Source organism: Mycobacterium sp. (assembly GCF_965229265.1).
In the GTDB taxonomy this organism is placed as follows: Bacteria; Actinomycetota; Actinomycetes; order Mycobacteriales; family Mycobacteriaceae; genus Mycobacterium.
This window is the reverse complement of the sequence record NZ_CBDDIY010000010.1, coordinates 305,216-324,051: the sequence shown is the minus strand read 5'-3', so window position 1 is coordinate 324,051 and position 18,836 is coordinate 305,216. Positions and strand designations below refer to the sequence as shown.

Here is an 18,836-nt window from a genome sequence, read left to right as displayed (position 1 = left end):
TCCAGGGACCGCCGAATAGACAGGTGATCAATGACCGATGTGACCGCGTCGTGGTCGTCAAGCGCGGTGGCCGGCTGGACCGAGTTACCGAAGGGCGTGGCACCTGCGGAGGCGGTGGCGCAATTGGTCGCCCTGCTGCCGGAACCAGACGCGACCGACTATCTCGCCTATGAGCAGGACGGCTGCTGGACGCTGGCCATCGGTGCCCGCGTCGCCATCGAACTCGATGGCACGGAGTGCCGCATCGCGGACGGTGCGACGCGTGTGGCGTATTCCTGGAGCGGACGCCCCGCTCAGGTATTGGCCGAGGCGCTCGACACCACGTTGGCCGACGACGAACCGGCGTTCGGCTGGATCGCGTTTGAGCTGGGCGCTCACCGGCATGGCCTGTCCGAGAAGATCCCGGTGGGTACGCCGCTGGCCAGAGTCTTTGCGCCCCGCAGCCGTGTGATGGTGTCCGCCGACGGTATTGGTGTTCTCGATGGCGACGAGCAGCTGCACGCGGCAATTCGGGCGTTGCGGCCGGGCCGGCTCAGCGGACACGCTGGCGTTGTGGACGTCAGTGTCGACCACACCCGATACCGTGATCGCGTCGCGACCGCGATCGGCGAAATCCAGCACGGCCGCTACCAGAAGGTGATCCTGTCCCGCACCGTCGATGTACCCTTCGACGTCGACTTTCCCGCGACCTACAGCCTGGGTCGCCGACACAACACGCCCGCTCGGTCATTTCTCTTGAATCACGGTGGAATTCGTGCCCTGGGGTTCAGTCCCGAGGTGGTGGTGACGGTGCGCGGTGACGGTGCGGTGATGACCGAACCGCTGGCCGGCACAAGGGCATTCGGCCGTGGTGTCAACGACGACCGAGCGGCCCGCGAGGATCTGGAGTCGGACGCCAAGGAGATCGTCGAGCATGCGCTGTCGGTTCGCACTTCGATGTCGGAGATGGCCGATATCGCCCAGCCGGGTAGCGTCGCGGTTACTGACTTCATGACCGTACGGGAACGTGGCAGCGTTCAGCACCTGGGCTCGACCGTCGGGGCCAGGCTGGATCCGTCCTATGACCGAATGGACGCGCTGGAGGCACTGTTTCCGGCGGTGACGGCATCTGGCATTCCGAAAGAACCTGGGATGGAGGCAATTCTGCGCCTCGATGACATGCCGCGTGGCCTGTACTCGGGGGCCGTCGCGATGTTCACGCCCGATGGTGGGCTGGATGCGACGCTCGCGCTTCGCGCGGTTTACCAGACTGACTCCAGAACCTGGTTGCGCGCAGGGGCGGGCATCATCGCAGCATCGTCACCCGAACGTGAATTTGAGGAGACCTGCGAGAAGATGGAATGCCTTGCACCCCATCTTGTTCCGCGCGTCGACTAACTCGGTTCACGCCCCCAATTGTGCGACGATGGTGCGCTTGTCGACTTTCCCGACCGCTGTCGTCGGCAACGCCACCAGTGACGCGACCATGTCCGGACGGCAGTGCACTGCGACCCCGCGGGCGTCGAGGAACTCATGGAGTTCGGTTAGCGAGACCGGACTGTCGCGGAAAACGATTGCAGCGCAGATTTTCTCACCAAGATAAGGATCGGGCAGGCCCACCGCGGCCGCCGCGGAGACAGCGGGGTGGGTCAGCAGATGGCTTTCGAGGTCGAGAGCGGAGACAGTCTCGCCGGCACGCACGATGACATCCTTGATCCGGCCGGTGACCTCCAGGTAGCCGTTGGCGAACCGGCGCACCAGATCGCCGCTGCGGTAGAAGCCGTCCGGGGTGAACGACCGCTGGTTCTCTGCCTCCGCCCGGAAGTACCCGTTGATGGTGTATGGCCCGCGCACCAGCAATTCTCCTGGTTCACCGTCGGGCACCTCGACACCGGTGTCGTCGACGATGCGAAGCTCGTCGTGCTCGGCCAGCGGACGTCCTTGGGTGTGCTCAATGATCTCCGGCGAATCGTCGAGCCTGGTGTAACACAGCAGGCCCTCGGCCATCCCGAACACCTGCTGTAGCCCAGGGGTGAGTGTCGACCGTATCTGCCGGGCATCATCAGCAGCCAGTTTGGCACCGCCTACTTGCAGCAACCGCAGGGTGGTCGGGCGCTGCTCCTCCCATTCCCAGGCCTGTGCCCACAGCCGCGCCAGCGCGGGTACCAGCGCCGTGGCGGTGACCCCGTGGCGGGCAATCATTGCGAATGCCGCCTCCGGGCTGGGATCTGGTCCGAACACCACGGTCGCACCGACCGCCATCGCGCCGAGCAGCCCGGGACAGGCGAGCGGGAAGTTGTGGCCGGCCGGCAGAGCAACCAGATAGACATCCGCGCTGCTCAGGTGGCACAGCCGCGCGCTTGCCGTGGCGTTGTAGACGTAGTCGTCGTGCGTGCGGGGAATCAGCTTCGGGGCGCCGGTGGTCCCGCCGGAGACCAGTAGCACGGCTGGGCTGGAGGTGTCCGGGCGTAGCTGCGGTGGTCGTCCGTCGCCGGCGCACAGCTGCGACCAGCACGGGTGCGGACCCGCGTCACCGTCGACGATGATGTGCCGCAACTGTTGCGTGTGCCGCTGCAGCCGCTCGGCCATGGCCCGGTAGTCGAACCCGGCGTCGGTGCCGATGATGATCCCTACCGCGCCGCTGACGTCGAGGAAGTGCGCTAACTCCGCGTCGCGGTGGCCGGGCAGGCACAACACCGGCAGGGCGCCCGCGCGCAGGAGCCCGAACAGCGCGATCGCGAACTGGCAACTATTGGGCAATTGCACCAAGACGCTGTCCCCCTCGCTGATTCCCAGCGCGAGAAGTCCGGTGGCGGCGGCATCGGCCCGCCGGTCAAGTTCGGCGTAGGTCAAGCGGATCCCATCGTCGATGACTGCCGGACTGTCCGGCCAGCGCGCCGCAGCGGACCGCAGGATCTCATCGAGGGGTTCGCCGGCCCAATAACCCGACGTGCGGTAGCGCGTCGCTCGGTCCGAGGGGAAAGGGATGAAACCGGTCATTGTGCTCCTGGCGTAGGGGTGTCCGCGCACAGAGCATAGGGTAGCCTTCCCAAAGTTAGGTGAGGCTGTTCTGAAGGAGGAGGCTACAGTGACCGCGGCTGAGGCGGCCATGATCACCGACCGGATCGCTGACGTGCTCGGCATCGACTGCGCCGATATCGACCCGGACGGTGATCTGATCGCACAGGGCCTGGACTCGATCCGGATGATGGCACTGGCAGGGCGCTGGCGCCGCGCGGGTTTTGACGTCGACTTCGCCCGGCTCGCCGCCGCGCCGTCGGTGCGGGCCTGGGCTGAGTTGCTGACGTCAGCCGACCCCGCCGAGCCGGCTCCGGTCCAGCCGCAGCCGGCCGATGGTGCACCTTTCCCGATGGCGCCCATGCAGCACGCGATGTGGATCGGCAGGCACGGCGACCAACAGCTTGGTGGCGTGGCCGGGCATCTCTACGTGGAGTTCGACGGTGCGGCGGTGGACCCCGAACGCATCCAGCACGCGGCCACAGCGTTGGCGGCCCGCCATCCGATGTTGCGCGTCGAGTTCCTGCCCGACGGTACCCAGCGCATCTGCTCCCCACCGGACCCGTACCCACTCGCGATCGTGGATCTTCGCGGGTTCGACACCGCAACGGTTGAGCAACGGCTGGCCGAGATCCGTACAACGAAGTCGCAGCAGCAGCTGACCGGACAGGTATTTGAGCTGACGTTGACGCTGCTACCCGGTGAGCGCAGCCGACTGCATGTCGACCTCGATATGCAGGCCGCGGACGCGATGAGCTATCGGACGTTGATGGCCGATCTCGCCGCGCTGTACCGCGGGGGCGTACTCGACGAAATCGGCTACACCTATCAGCGTTACCGCCAAGAAGTTTCACCATCGGACAAGTTCGAGGCCGATCGGCTGTGGTGGGCGGGCCGCTTGCCCGAGCTGCCCGACGCGCCGGCTCTGCCGCTGGTTCCCGCAACCCAACAGAGCGAACCGCATCGATCGGGACGTCGCTGGCATTGGCTGGATCCGCGGACGCGGGATGCACTCTTCGAACGCGCCCGAAGGCACGGGGTGACGCCCGCGATGGCGCTGGCCGCCTCGTTCGCCGACACCGTCGCCAGCTGGTCAGCCGAACCCCGATTTCTGCTCAACATCCCGCTTTTCGGCCGGGAGCCGCTGCATCCCGACATCGACAAGGTGGTCGGCGACTTCACCTCATCGCTATTGCTCGACGTCGATCTCGTCAACGCGGACACCCCTACCCAGCGGGCCCGGGTGTTGCAGCAGACCATGCACGAGGCAGCGGCGCACGCGTCGTATCCCGGTCTGTCGGTGCTGCGTGACCTCGGCCGACACCGGGGAACACAGGTGCTCGCGCCGGTCGTCTTCACCAGTGCCCTCGGCCTGGGCGAACTGTTCGCGCCCGATGTAACAGAACAATTCGGCAGACCCGACTGGATCATCTCGCAGGGACCGCAGGTCTTGCTCGACGCTCAGGTCACCGAGTTCGACGGCGGCGTCCTGCTGAACTGGGATATCCGGGAGGGCGCGTTTCGTCCGGGCGTGATCGACGCGATGTTTGCCCACCACATCGACGAGGTGCAGCGCCTGGCAGATGACGACGACGCGTGGGAGGGCCCCCGGTTGCCACTGTTGCCGTCGTCGCAGCGCGCCGTCCGGACTGCATTGATCTCCAGCACCGCACCGAGCGGAAAGATGTTGCACGACGGGTTTTTCGACACCGCCGCGCAACAGCCCGAGGCACCCGCGGTGTTCAGCAGCATGGGCGATCTCACCTACGCGCAGCTGCGCGAACAGGCGCTGGCGGTGGCCGCCGCGCTGCGGGCAGCCGGGCTTCCCGACGGGGGAACGGTCGCGGTACTCGGACCCAAGACCGTTGAACAGGTACCCGCGCTGCTCGGTATCCATGCCGCCGGGGCGGCCTACCTGCCGATCGGTGCTGACCAGCCGGCCGACCGCGCGCAACGGATCATCGCAACCGGGGCGGCGGACATCGCGCTGATCTGTGGCAGCGAGTTGCCTGCCGTACCGGTTCCCGCCTTGACGGTGGCTGACGCGATCGCCCGCGGCGCCGGCACTGAAACAGCATGGCATAGTGGCGATCCGGACCGCCTTGCCTATGTGCTGTTCACCTCGGGTTCCACCGGTGAGCCCAAAGGCGTCGAGGTCACTCACGACGCCGCGATGAACACCGTCGAGTTCATCACCGGACATTTCGCGCTCGGGCCACAGGACCGGTGCCTGGCGCTTTCCACGCTGGAGTGCGACATCTCGGTGTTGGATGTCTTCGCCACGTTGGCCAGCGGCGGCGCAATCGTAGTCGTCGACGAAGAGCATCGACGCGACCCCGATCACTGGGTGCGCCTCATCGAACGCCACTGCGTCACGGTGCTGCACTTCCTGCCCGGCTGGCTGGCGATGTTGCTCGACGTGGCCGGCCCCCTCCCATCTGTCCGGGTGGTGCCGACCGGTGGCGATTGGGTTACCCCAGCAATGGCGCGGCGGTTGCGCGATCGCGCCCCCGCGGTCCGGTTCGCCGGCCTCGGTGGCGCTACCGAGACGGCGATTCACAACACGATCTGCGAGGTAATCGACGTCCCCGAGCCGTGGACCGCGATCCCATTCGGAAAGCCGTTGCCGAACAACCGTTGCCGTGTGGTGAGCGCTGCCGGCGCTGACTGCCCGGACTGGGTAGTCGGCGAGCTCTGGATCGGGGGGCGCGGTATCGCCCGCGGGTATCGCGGCAGGCCCGATCTGACCGTCGAGCGGTTCGTCGAGCATGACGGCGCCACCTGGTATCGCACCGGCGACCTTGCGCGCTATTGGCCAGACGGGACGTGCGAATTCGTCGGGCGAGCCGATCATCGGGTCAAGATCAGCGGCTACCGCGTGGAACTCGGCGAAGTGGAGGCGGCGCTGCACCGACTGCCCGGCGTGTCGGGTGCCGTCGCCGTGACCACCCCCCTCAGGGCCGGTTCGCAGGACCGGTTGGTCGCGGCTGTCGAACTGGCCACCGCAGGAGTGACAAGTGAGTCGCTTCGGAAACTCTTGCTCAAAGACCTTCCAGCGCATATGGTTCCGCAGCACATCGAGGTGCTGGACCGGATTCCCTACACCGTCGGCGGAAAGGTCGACCGCACCGCGGTGGCCCGACGTCTGGCCGCCACCGCCGAGCCCTCGGGTGGGCACCGCCCCCCGTCCGGGCCACTGCAGTTCGCGCTTTCCGCGATCGTGGGCGAGGTGCTCGGCGTGGCCCAACTTGGTGCCACCGACGACTTCTTCGCGCTCGGCGCCGACTCCGTGCTGGCCACCACCGTGGTGGCGCGGATCCGCCAACGGTTGCATGTCGCGGGCATCAGCGTCGCCGACATCTTCGCCGCTCGCACCGTCGAAGCCTTGGCCCACCGCCTCGTCGAGCTCGACCCCCCCGATCGGCTCGCAGCTATCGCCGAGCTCTACCTCGAAGTGGCCGACATGGACACCGCCGACGTCGCCTTGGCGCTCACCCGGAGATCACATGACTGACACCCTTGCCGACCCGTTCGATCAGCAGCGTCTGGAGCTGTTGCGCCAGAGGCTGGCTCAGCGGGGCCTGGCGAGCCAGCCGGAGGCGACGGCCGGCCCGACGGCCATGTCCGACGGACAGCGGCGGATGTGGTTCGTCCATTCCATCGACAGCACCGGCGCGCTGCTGAACGTGTGTGTTTCGCATCGGTTGACAGGTGTCCTCGACTCACACCGGTTACACGCTGCTGTCAACGCGGTCGGAGCGCGGCACCCGATCTTGCGTACGACTTACCACACCGGTGCTGACGGTGAACCGCAGTCGTCCGTCCACGACGACCTCGAGCCCGGCTGGTCCGAGCACGACCTCTCCGAACTCAGCCCGCAAGCGCGCGGCCTGCGGCTAGAGGTCCTCGCGCAACGTACCTTCACCACGGCATTCGACCTGAGCGCGGAGGCTCCGTTACGAATCACTCTGGCCCGCACCGGGTTCGATGAGCACGTGTTGTTGCTGGCGGCCCACCACATCGCCTGGGACGACGCCTCGTGGCGGGTGTTTTTCGCCGACCTCACCCGCGCCTACCAGGACGGCGCGCTCGCGCCGGCGGCGACTCCCGAACCACCGGTCTCCGGCACCGACGACGCGGACGTGGGTTATTGGCGCACGCTGCTCGCCGACCCGCCCGAACCACTGGAGCTTCCCGGCCCCAATGGCTCCGCGGTGCCTTCTCAGTGGCGGGCCGAGCGGCACACCACCCGATTGGATGCCCACACCGTCGATGCGGTGACCACGCTGGCCCACCAGACCGGGGCGACGCCCTACATGGTGTTACTGGCCGCATTCTCGGCCGTGGTGTATCGCTACACCCACACCGACGATTTCCTGGTCGCCGCACCGGTCCTCAACCGCACCTCAGATGATGTCATCGGCTACTACGGCAACACCGTCGCGCTGCGCATGCGGCCGAGCCGCTGGTGCAGCTTCGGCGATTTGGTCGCGGCCGCGCGCGACACCGCCATGGGTGCCTTCGCCCATCAGCGCGTCAACCTCGACCGGGTGGTACGTGAACTCAACCCCGATCGCCGCTACGGCGTGGAGCGGATGGCGCGGGTGGGCTTCGGCATGCGGGAGCCGGACGGCGACGGCTTCAACCCACCGGGCATCGAATGCCGGCGCACCGATCTGCGCAGCCAGTTCGCCCAGCTCCCATTGGGATTCATGGTCGAGTTCACCGGTGGGGAAGTGGAGGTGGAGGTCGAATACCTCACAGAAATGATCGACGCCGCGCTGGCCCGCCAAATGCTGAAGAGCTTCGTCGTCCTTCTCAACGACGCCCTATCCCAACCGGATTGCGTGCTGGCCGACCTCAAGCTGCTCGATGACGCCGAGAGCGCATGGCTGGTCCAGGTCTCGCGCGGTGAGGACTTCGAAAGACCGGCCATGACACTCGGTGACCTGATCGCCGATCAGGCGGTGCGACAGCCCGATGCGACCGCCGTCGTCTACGAGGGACGCCACTACAGCTACCGCGACATCAACGACGCAGCCAACCGCCACGCGCACTGGTTCGCGGCGCAGGGCATCGGCGCCGAAGACCGGGTTGCGGTGCTGCTGGACAAGTCGCCCGAACTCGTGATCACCTCACTGGGCATCGCCAAGGCGGGCGCTGTCTACCTGCCGGTCGATCCCGAGTACCCACCCGATCGCATCGCCTACATCCTCGCCGACGCCGACCCCAAGATGGTCGTCCGCGAGCCGATCACCGGGACCGAAGGCTATTCGCCCGCCGCACCCGAGCCGTCGAGCCTGGCCCGACCGGTCGGTCCGAACAACACCGCGTACCTGATCTACACCTCCGGGTCGACCGGCATGCCCAAAGGTGTACCCGTCCCGCACCGGCCCGTCGCCGACTATTTCCGGTGGTTCGCCCAGGAATACCGCATCGGTCCTGACGATCGGCTGCTGCAGGTCGCCTCACCGAGTTTCGACGTGTCGATCGGCGAGATATTCGGGGTGCTGGCTCAGGGCGCTCGACTGGTTATCCCACGCAGCGACGGGCTACGTGACATCGGGTATCTCACCGATCTGCTGCACCGCGAAGCTATCACCTCGATGCACTTTGTCCCGTCTCTGCTGGGCCTGTTCCTGTCGCTGCCCGGCGTCGAACAGTGGCGGACCCTGCGCAGGGTGCCCATCGGTGGTGAAGCGCTTCCCGGCGAGCTCGCCGACAAGTTCCATGCCACCTTCGACGCGCTGCTGCACAACTTCTACGGGCCGACCGAGACGGTGATCAATGCCTCCCGCTACAAGGTGCAAGGCAGGCAGGGCTCCCGCGTGGTGCCGATCGGCACACCCAAGATCAATACGCAGATCTATCTCCTCGATGAAGCGCTGCGGCCCGTCCCGGTCGACGTCATCGGCGAGATCTACATCGGTGGTACGCAATTGGCGCATGGCTATCACCGCCAGCCGGGGCTGACCGCCGAACGTTTTGTTGCTGACCCGTTCAACCCGGGTGCGCGCCTCTACCGCTCCGGCGATCTGGCCCGGCGGAACCGTGACGGCGACCTGGAGTTCGTGGGCCGTGCGGACGAGCAGGTCAAGATCCGCGGCTTCCGCATCGAGCTCGGCGAGGTGGCTGCCGCCGTCACTGTCGACCCGAGCGTCGCCAACGCGGTGGTGGTTGCCACCGACCTACCGCAGCTTGGCAAGAGCCTGGTTGCCTATCTCGCTCCGGCCGCCGGTGAAGACGTCGACGTCGAGCGGATCAGGGTCAGGGTGGCCGCGGCCTTACCCGACTACATGATCCCGGCCGCCTACGTCGTTGTCGACGAGATTCCGGTGACCGCCAACGGCAAACTGGATCGGGCGGCGCTGCCGGCCCCCGAGATCGGACCGGTGGTCGAGTACCGGGCACCGGGCACCGAGACCGAGCGCACGGTTGCCGCGTTGTTCGCGCGGTTGCTCGGCGCCGACGAAGTGGGCTGTGACGATTCGTTCTTCGGTCTCGGCGGGCACTCGTTGCTAGCGACCAAGCTCGTTGCAGCGATTCGGGAGGGCTGCGGTGTCGACGTCAGTGTGCGTAACGTCTTCGAAGCGGGAACCGTCGGTGACCTCGCCGCACTGATCGACGATCTGCTCGCGAGCCGCTCAAACCCGTCCCGGCCGCGGCTTGTCGCGGCCCATGAGGGAAGCCCGCGGTCTGCCTTGTCGGCCGCGCAGCTGCGGAGCTGGTTCCAGTACCGCGTGGACGGCCCGAGCCCGGTGAACAACATTCCCTTCGCCGCCCGGTTGACCGGACCTGTCGACATCGAAGCACTGGTCGCCGCCGTCGGGGACGTGATCGCGCGCCACGAGATCCTGCGGACGGTCTATCGGGAGATCGACGGTGTGCCCCATCAGGTCGTCGAGAGCGGTGACGCCGCCGGGGTGAGGCGCCTCGACGGACCGGATGAGCAGTGGCTGACAAACCAACTCGACGAGGAGCGGGCGCATCGCTTCGAACTCGAGGACCAGTTGCCGATCCGCGTTGCCGTGTTGACTGCACCAGGAGAATGCGTGCTGTCGATGGTCGTGCATCACATCGCGGCTGACCACTGGTCAGCCGGAGTGCTGTTCAGTGATGTACTGGCCGCATACCGTGCCCGGCGCGCGGGCACCGCACCGTCCTGGCAGCCTCTGCCGGTCCAGTACCGCGACTACGCGGCCTGGCAGATCCAGTTGTTGTCCAATACCGACCTGATGGACACCCAGCGACAGTTCTGGGTGCACCAACTCGACGGCCTGCCGGAGGACACCGGACTTCGCCCGGATCTCCCGCGGCCGTCGATGGCTGGCGGCGCCGGAGCGGCCATCCCGCTCCGGTTCGACGCCGGTGTCCGAAAGCGGCTCACCGCATTGAGCCGCGAGCTGGGCATCACCGAGTTCATGCTCCTGCAGACGGCCGTCGCCATCGTCCTGCACAAGGCCGGTGGTGGCACCGACATCCCGCTCGGTACACCGGTCGCCGGCCGAACTGACACCGAACTGGACAGCTTAGTCGGCTTTTTCGTCAACATCCTGGTGCTGCGTAACGATCTGTCGGGCAATCCGTCCCTGCGGGAATCGCTGCTGCGCGCGCGGGAGACGGCACTGGCGGCCTATGCCAACTCCGACCTTCCGTTCGACAGGGTGGTCGACGCGGTGAACCCGGTGCGGTCGTTGTCGCGCAACCCGCTATTCCAGGTGGTCGTCCACGTCCGCGAGGAGCTTCCCGAACGCCAACTGATCGAGTCCGGACCCAACGGGGAAACCTGCTTCACCGCACTAGAGCCCACCTTCGATGTGGCCCACGCCGATCTGAGTGTGAACTTCTTCGTCGGTGACGACGGTTACCGTGGGCATCTCATCTACCGCACTGAGCTGTACCACCCGTCGACCATGCAGCGGTTCGCCGATTGGCTGACCCAGGTCGTTGAGGCATTCGCATCCAGTCCAGACACCAGGCTGCGTGACGTCACCCTGTTGGGTGCCAGCGAGCAGAAGCAGGTGCTCGAGCAGAGTCGGGGCCCGAAGTCACCCGCGGATCGACCGCGGACTGTGCCGGGTCTGCTCGAGGCCAGTCGGGCGTGGGACAGCGACCGAGTTGCGCTGCGGTGTGGTGAGCAGCAACTCGATTACCCTGCACTGCATCACCGTTCGGATCGGTTCGCGCACTTGCTCGTGCGCCACGGAGTAGGCCCCGGCTCGCTGGTCGGAATGTCGATGCGCCGCGGGATCGGCCTCGTTGTAGCGCTGGTCGGGATCATGAAAGCCGGCGCCGCCTTCTTCCCGTTGGATCCCACCTACCCGAGGGCCCGTAAGCAGTTCATGCTCGACGACGTCGCGCCTCCGGTGGTGGTCGTCACCGCCGAAGCCGGTGCGTCTATGCCCGTGACCGACGGGGTCACACTGATTTCCATGGATGATCCGGCGATCCAGCTGGAACTGGACGCCGCAGATCCGGTTGGCCCCCTTCCTCCGCCGCACCCGGACGACCCGATGTACCTGATGTTCACTTCGGGATCCACCGGGAAACCGAAGGGCGTGGTGGGGACCCACCGCGCGATGAGCACACGATTGACCTGGCAGTTGGAGCATTATCCGGTGTCTGGCAACGACATCCGGCTGGCCCAGGCGCCGATGACCTTCCTCGAAGGTTGTATCGAGACACTCGCCGGGCTTGCTGCCGGGTCGACGCTGATCATCGCCGACGATGTCGAGCATCGCGATGCCGAGGCACTGGCCCGGTTGATCGAGCGACATTCGGTCGTCCAGGTCACCGGAGTCGCTAGCCTGGTGTCCGCGCTCGTCGACAGCGCGCCCGATGTCGTGCGGTCGCTGCGCAGGCTGGTGTGCTGCGGCGAGCCGGTGAGTGTCTCGCTGTTGCAGCGGCTGGTCGCGTGCGTGGGCGACAGCTCGACAGTCGAACTGCTCAACGCCATCGGCGCCACCGAGACCTCCGGTGCGCTGATCCGCGGTCCGCTCGATCTCCCCGCGCCCAAGATCGGCAATCCGATGGAGGGCTCGCAGGTCTACCTCCTCGATGATGCGCTGGCCCCGGTGCCGGCGGGGGTTGTCGGCGAGCTGTATTACGCGGGAGAACAAATCGCCCGCGGGTACTGGAAGCAGCCGGGCTTGACTGCCACTCGGTTCATTCCTAATCCCTATGCCGCCGAGCCGGGCTCACGCTTCTACCGAAGTGGCGATCGTGCACGCTGGACCGAGGACGGCAGACTCGAGTTCGTCGGCCGCACCGACCACCAGGTGAAGGTGCGGGGATTCCGGGTGGAGCTGGCCGAGGTCGAAGCCGCGCTGAAGGCGGCCGACGGGGTAGCCGTCGCGGCCGCGCGTACCTGGGACGGGCCCAGTGGAGCCAGCCTGGCCGGGTACGTGGTGCCGCACGAGCCGGTGGCAGATCCGGGAGCGTTTGCCGCGGCGGTACGCGTGTCGGTCGCTGCGGCGCTGCCGGGCTACATGACACCGGCGACAATCTCGGTGCTCGACGTGATGCCCACCACGGAGTCCGGCAAGCTCAACCGGCCCGGGCTTCCGCGGCCCGAAGTGCACACCACCGGTGCGAGCGAGCCGGCCCGAACCGACACCGAGCGGGCGGTCGCCGCGACGATGGAACAACTGCTCGACGTGGCCGAAATCGGCAGGGAAGACGACTTCTTCACGCTCGGCGGAGACAGCATCTTGTCGGTGCAATTGGCCGCACGGATGCGGGCCGCAGGCTTACCGGTCGAGCCCCGGACGATCTTCGAACACCCCACCGTGGCGACGCTGGCCGGTGCTATCGACAACGGGGTGCACGCCGGACCACGTGAGAGCGGCGCCGACACCAGGCACCAGCCGATGACTGTGTCGGGACTATCTGCGGGTGATCTGGCCGCGCTGAAGTCGTCGTGGTCGAAGGCGCGCCCCTCGTGACCTCCGCTGATATCGAGGATGTCCTGGCGTTGTCGCCGCTCCAACTGGGGCTTTACTCACACGCAACGCTGATCGGAACCGACGCCGAGGACCCCTACGTCATCGCGATGACCGCCGATGTGGCCGGGCCGCTCGATGCCGCACTGTTGCGCGACTGCGCATCGGCGATGCTGGTCCGCCATCCCAACCTGCGCGCCAGCTTCTGGCACCAGGACGTGCCGCGGCCCGTACAGATCGTGCCCACCACGGTGGACCTGCCGTGGCGACGCGAGCACGCGGCGGACGACCTCCAGGCCGCCGAACTCGAGCAGCTGGAACGCAGTAGACCGTTCAGCTTGCACGATGGTCCGTTGATCCGCTTTCTGCTCATCGAGTTACCCGAGCTGCGGTGGCGGCTGGTGGTCACCGCTCACCACATCGTCATCGACGGCTGGTCGTTGCCGGTCTTCATCGGCGAGATGCTCACGCTGTACCGCATCGGTGGCAATGCCGATACGCTGCCCGCACCACGGCCCTACCGCGACTACATCGGCTGGCTAGCCGAGCGTGATCCTCAAGCCGGCGAACAACTCTGGCGTCAACACCTCGCGGGGCTTCCGGGTCCGACCATGCTCTCGCCTGCATTGGGCGGCGGCGGTTCGGGGCTGCCCAAGCGCACCGAGCTCACGCTGCCCGGGCCCGAGACCGATCGATTGGCCGCAGCAGCCCGCTCTCGGGGCATCACTCTCAACACACTGATGCAGATGGCCTGGGCGTTGATTCTGTCGCGGCTGACCGATCGTGCCGACGTCGTGTTCGGCGTCACCGTGTCCGGACGTCCCCCCGAACTCGCCGGTGTGGAGACCATGGTCGGGCTGTTCATCAACACGCTCCCACTACGGGTTCGTCTGGATGCGAACAGCACTGTTGCCCAGCAATGTTCATCCCTGCAGCGGGAGGCCGCCAAGCTGCGTGACCACAGCTACCTGACACACTCCCAGCTGCGGGCCATGGCCGGGGTCGGCGAGATGTTCGACACGCTCCTGGTCTACGAGAGCTTCCCGCCTGCCGGCGTGGTCGGCGGTCAGGATTTTGCGGCGGGGGAGGTCCGGTTCCGCCCGGCCGCGATGGAGAGCCTGACTCACTTTCCGGTCACCGTCGCCGCCTACCGCAACACCGCCGAGCTGACGCTGCTGGTGGAAGTCACCGACAATGCGCTGGGCATGATGACTCCGGACACACTCGGCCGGCGAGTGCTGCAGACGATGCGCCGGCTGATCGACATGTGGGACCGGCCCATGGGCCGGGTCGCGATCCTGCTCCACGGCGAAGCCATCGCGCTCAGCGTGCCCGTTCGCTCCGTCGCGGCCGGCGGCGGAGTAGCCAGTAGATTCGCTGAAATCGCTGCTGCACAGCCTGATTCGATTGCCCTACGGTGGGACGATGGCCAGTTGAGTTACGGCGACCTGCATGAGCGGTCAGATCGGCTCGCCGGACTTCTCGCCGATTCCGGCGTGCGTGGCGAAACCCCGGTCGCCATTCGGCTACCGCGCGGTGTGGACTACGTGGTCGCGATGCTTGGTGTGCTCAAGGCGGGTGGCCTGTATGTGCCACTCGACCCGTCGATGCCGAGCGGCCGGGTCGACTCGATACTGGCCCAAACCGGCACCCGGCTCATCATCGACGAGGACATCGTCGCCGCGGCGTGCACCGCGCCGAGATTCTCGACACCGGCGAAGCCGGGCCAAGCCGCCTACGTGGTGTTCACGTCGGGCACGACCGGAGAACCCAAGGGCGTCATCGGAACTCATCACGGGTTGCTGGCCTACATCGATGACCATGCCGAGCGAATGCTGGCCCCGGCGGCCGAGCGGCTCGGCAGGCCGCTGAGGATTGGCCATGCTTGGTCGTTCACCTTCGACGCCGCCTGGCAACCGCTGGCCGGACTGTTGTTCGGCCACACCGTGCACCTGATCGCCGAAACCGACCGCCGAGACGCCGAAGCACTTGTCAGCGTCATCGATCGACACGGTATCGACATGCTCGACGTCACTCCATCGTTGTTCACCAACCTACGCCAGGCGGGGCTGTTGGATCACGGCACGCTGTCCGTGCTCGCCCTGGGCGGCGAGGCGGTGGGGTCGGTGGACTGGACCGACATCAGGAAGGCCTGCGCTGGGGACCTGTTCGCCGCCCACAACTGCTACGGCCCGACAGAGACGACCGTCGAAGCCGTCGTGGCCGCGATCACCGATCACGACGCACCGGTGATCGGCTATCCGACTCGATCGTCAGCAGCTGTGGTGCTCGACTCGTGGTTGCAGCCGGTTCCGGACGGGGTGGTGGGCGAGCTGTACCTAGCCGGAGAACAGGTGACCCGGGGCTACCTTGGACGTCCCGCCGAGACCGCGGCACGGTTCGTCGCCGCGCCCGGCGGTGGCCGGATGTACCGGACCGGGGACTTGGTGCGCCGTGACCGCGACGGTGCGCTGGTTTTCATCGGCCGGGCTGACGCCCAGATCCAGATTCGCGGCCATCGCGTCGAGCCGGGGGAGATCGAGGCGGTGCTCGAAGAAGTGCCCGGCGTGCGGCATGCTCACGTGGCCGTGCACCGGCAGGTGACCGGGCCCAGGCTCATCGCCTACGTTGCCGGTGACGTGGCCGCGACCGACCTGCGGCCACTACTGCGGAACCGACTGCCGCGCTATATGCTTCCTCATCGACTGGTTGTCGTCGAAGCCATTCCGTTGACCGCCAACGGCAAGGTCGACGAGACCACGCTGGCCGCCGCCGCAGCGAGCGCAGACGACATGCCGGAGTCGCCCGCAACCGCGACCGAAGTCGCTCTCGGGCAGGCAGCCGCCGAACTGCTCGGCCTCGACACCGTCGACATCGATGCCGACTTGCTGGAGCAGGGCCTGGACAGTATTGCCGCACTGTCGCTGGTCCAGATCGCTCGCCGCAACGGACTGTCGCTGCGGGCACGGCTGGTTCTGGACTGTGGTTCGCTGCGCGAACTGGCGGCCGCGGTGGACAAGGACGCCGCGGAGGAGATCGCCGCTGGAGCGGAACCACAGGGACCGATCCCGGCTCTGCCCGCTGCACACTGGCTCTACGAGTATGGCAATCCACGGCGGTTGTCGCAGATAGAAGCGATCCGACTGCCTCCCGACGCCACTTACCGCCGATTGCGCACATTGTTGGACGGCATCGCCGCCGGACATGAGATGTTCCGCAGCCGACTGGACCTCTCGACGATGACGTTCCTGCCGGCGCAGCGCCAGACGATCCCGCTAGCAGAGGTGGTGGTCTCCGGTGACCTCGCCGACGCAGTCAGCGAACACGCGGCCGCCGCGATCGAACGATTGGATCCCGAGCGCGGATGGTTGACCGAAGCGCTCTGGCTGCACGGTTCCGGCGACGCCGGCGTGCTCGTCCTGGTCGTTCATGTGTTGGCGATGGACCCCGGCTCCTGGCGCATCGTGCTCGGCGAGGTGATGGCCAACTGGTCCGCGGCCGGAGCCGGTGAACGTGGCCCGGTCAGCGGGGAGCGGGTCAGCTACCGTCGGTGGGCGCATTCACTCGCCGAGCGCGCGACCGAACTCGACACCGTCGACTTCTGGCTCGCCCAACTCGGGGGCGAGGATCCTGCCCTGGGGGCCAGACGAATTCGACCAGGTGTGGACCGCTTCGGTGACCTCACGATCACCGTGACAGTCACCGAAGCGGACACTACTACCGCACTGCTGCGTGGCCCGGCACCGATCCAAGACGTGCTGGCCGACGCGTGCGCCCGACTGATCGCCTGCTGGCGTAACCGGCGCGGCCAGGTTTGCCCGACGCCGCTGGTGGCGCTGGAGACACACGGACGACCGGACGCCGACGATACGGTCGGCCTACTCAGCGCCATCTATCCGCTGCGCATTCGGCCTGGTGCGCCGATGCCCGAGATATCCGGGCTGCCAGGTGACTACGCGCTGCTGCGCTACCTACGCGGCGACACCGCCCAACGACTCCGCGGATACCCCGGCCCCCAGGTGTTACTCAATTACCTTGGCCGGCTGGACCTGGACGCCGGTTCGCTCCTTGACCGTGGACTGCTCGCCCGTGTCCCGATCATGACCGAACCGGAGGTCGCTGTGCGCCACGAGCTGACCCTGGTCGCGGCGGTCGCTGGCGGCAAGCTGGTCACCCAGTGGCGAACGCTGCCGACGATCTTCAGTGATGCGGATGTGGCTGCACTGCAGAGCATCTGGCACGACATACTCCAGGAATTGGCAGGGGTGAATCGATGACGGATCGCCTGGCGATCGTCGGTGCGGGAGCTAAGGCGGTGGCGGTGGCGGCCAAGGCCGCGACGCTGCGGGAAATGGGAGTGGCCACCCCGGAAATCGTGGCCCTCGAGCGCTCCTCGGTCGCGGCCAACTGGCGATCGGACGGTGGCTGGACCGACGGCCAGCATCGGCTGGGCACCAGCCCGGAGAAGGATGTCGGCTTCCCGTACCGATCGGCGATCCTGCCTGGCCGAAATGGGGAAGTCGACCAGCGAATGACGCGGCTGAGTTGGCAGTCCTACCTGGTGTCAACTGGACGTTTTGCGGAGTGGATCGACCGCGGCAAACCCGCTCCAACGCACGAAAACTGGGCGAACTATATGCGCTGGGTCGCCGATGCAGCGGGGCTGAATGTTGTTCTCGGCGAGGTTGTGCGGCTGTCATTGGACGGAACATCATGGAGGCTGCACACGCATGACAACGTCATCACCGCCGACGCGGTGATGATCACCGGACCCGGTCAGGCGGATCGATCGGTGTTGCCCGGGCATCCGCAGGTCCTCTCCATCGCCCAGTTCTGGCATTTGGCCGCGGACGGTAGGCGCATCGATGCCGAGCGCGTTGCGGTGATCGGCGGCGGCGAAACGGCCGCGTCAATGCTCAATGAGCTGTTCAAACACCGAGTCTCCACGATCACCGTAATTTCCCCGCAGGCCACGCTTTTCACCAGGGGGGAGAGTTTCTTCGAGAACCGGATGTTCAGCGACCCGACCGATTGGGCCGGGCTGACCCACACCGAGCGGCGCGACATGATGGCGCGGACCGACCGCGGAGTCTTCTCGGCCCGGGTGCAGGACTCGCTACTGGCCGACGACCGTATCCGGCACTTGCGCGGCCGCGTCGCGCACGGTGTCGCCGCCGGCGACCGGATCCGCATCACCTTGCACACTGACCGCCACGGCGAACGGATGGAGACCGTCCACGGGTTCGATCTGGTGATCGACGGATCGGGCGCGGACTCGCTCTGGTTCTTGCCGCTGCTTGGCCAGGACGTACTGGACTTGCTCGAGGTCAGGCTGAACGGGCCGCTGAGTAGCGACCGGCTGCAGCAGGCGATCGGCGACGATCTTGCCCTTGTCGACGTGCAGCCCAAGCTATTTCTCCCGAATCTGTCTGGACTCACCCAGGGTCCCGGATTTCCCAATCTGAGCTGTCTGGGCTTGTTGTCCGATCGCATCCTCGGGTCTCGATGGTCCGCACACCCACCTACTACGAATGGGAGACGAGTTGAATACCAACCCCTTTGATGATGAGGACGGACGCTTCTTTGTGCTCATCAACGATGAGGAGCAGCACAGCCTCTGGCCGGCATTCGCCGAGATTCCCGCGGGCTGGCAGCGGGTATTCGGCGATGCGAGCCGTGCCGATTGCGTGTCGTTCGTCGAGCAGAACTGGTCCGACATTCGCCCGAAGAGCTTGCGCTGAGCACTCGACAGTCAGGCAGGCGCAAGGTCCGCGTACACAACTCGAGAAGGACAGGAGCATTCCTCATGAGTAGCCAGGGTGCCGGCAATGGGCACGCCACGGCGAGCGCCGTGCCGGCGACTCCGTTCGATTCACCTGTGGCGGCATCGCGGCACGT

General features: G+C 66.7%; 7 protein-coding genes. 6 read left to right on the top strand and 1 reads right to left on the bottom strand.

Going from position 1 to position 18,836, the window contains the following annotated elements:
• The first annotated feature begins 30 nt into the window (after nt 1-30).
• Nucleotides 31-1,377: a salicylate synthase gene (locus ADBZ9K_RS03655; protein WP_526618564.1), complete on the top strand. Its 1,347-nt coding sequence runs from the start codon at nt 31-33 to the stop codon at nt 1,375-1,377.
• Between the two features lie 6 nt (nt 1,378-1,383).
• Here ADBZ9K_RS03655 and ADBZ9K_RS03650 read toward each other — a convergent pair whose 3' ends face one another.
• Nucleotides 1,384-2,979, bottom strand: coding sequence for a (2,3-dihydroxybenzoyl)adenylate synthase (locus tag ADBZ9K_RS03650; RefSeq protein ID WP_526618563.1), 1,596 nt, complete (start codon nt 2,977-2,979; stop codon nt 1,384-1,386).
• Between the two features lie 109 nt (nt 2,980-3,088).
• Here ADBZ9K_RS03650 and ADBZ9K_RS03645 point away from each other — a divergent pair, with 109 nt between their 5' ends.
• From ADBZ9K_RS03645 to ADBZ9K_RS03625, 5 genes are read left to right on the top strand one after another with little or no spacing between them, the layout of a single operon-like run.
• Entirely contained in the window at nt 3,089-6,511 is a 3,423-nt protein-coding gene (locus ADBZ9K_RS03645; protein WP_526620699.1) for a non-ribosomal peptide synthetase, read from the top strand.
• Complete coding sequence (locus ADBZ9K_RS03640) at nt 6,504-12,941, top strand: non-ribosomal peptide synthetase (RefSeq protein ID WP_526618562.1); 6,438 nt, start codon at nt 6,504-6,506, stop codon at nt 12,939-12,941. Before ADBZ9K_RS03645 ends, ADBZ9K_RS03640 begins: the two co-directional genes overlap by 8 nt.
• Nucleotides 12,938-17,215, top strand: coding sequence for an amino acid adenylation domain-containing protein (locus ADBZ9K_RS03635; RefSeq protein WP_526618560.1), 4,278 nt, complete (start codon nt 12,938-12,940; stop codon nt 17,213-17,215). The genes ADBZ9K_RS03640 and ADBZ9K_RS03635 overlap by 4 nt, the downstream gene beginning before the upstream one ends.
• Complete coding sequence (gene mbtG / locus ADBZ9K_RS03630; RefSeq protein WP_526618559.1) at nt 17,212-18,501, top strand: NADPH-dependent L-lysine N(6)-monooxygenase MbtG; 1,290 nt, start codon at nt 17,212-17,214, stop codon at nt 18,499-18,501. Before ADBZ9K_RS03635 ends, mbtG begins: the two co-directional genes overlap by 4 nt.
• On the top strand, nt 18,482-18,679 hold the full coding sequence (locus ADBZ9K_RS03625) for an MbtH family protein (protein WP_526618558.1): 198 nt from the start codon (nt 18,482-18,484) through the stop codon (nt 18,677-18,679). The genes mbtG and ADBZ9K_RS03625 overlap by 20 nt, the downstream gene beginning before the upstream one ends.
• The last annotated feature ends 157 nt before the right edge of the window (nt 18,680-18,836 follow it).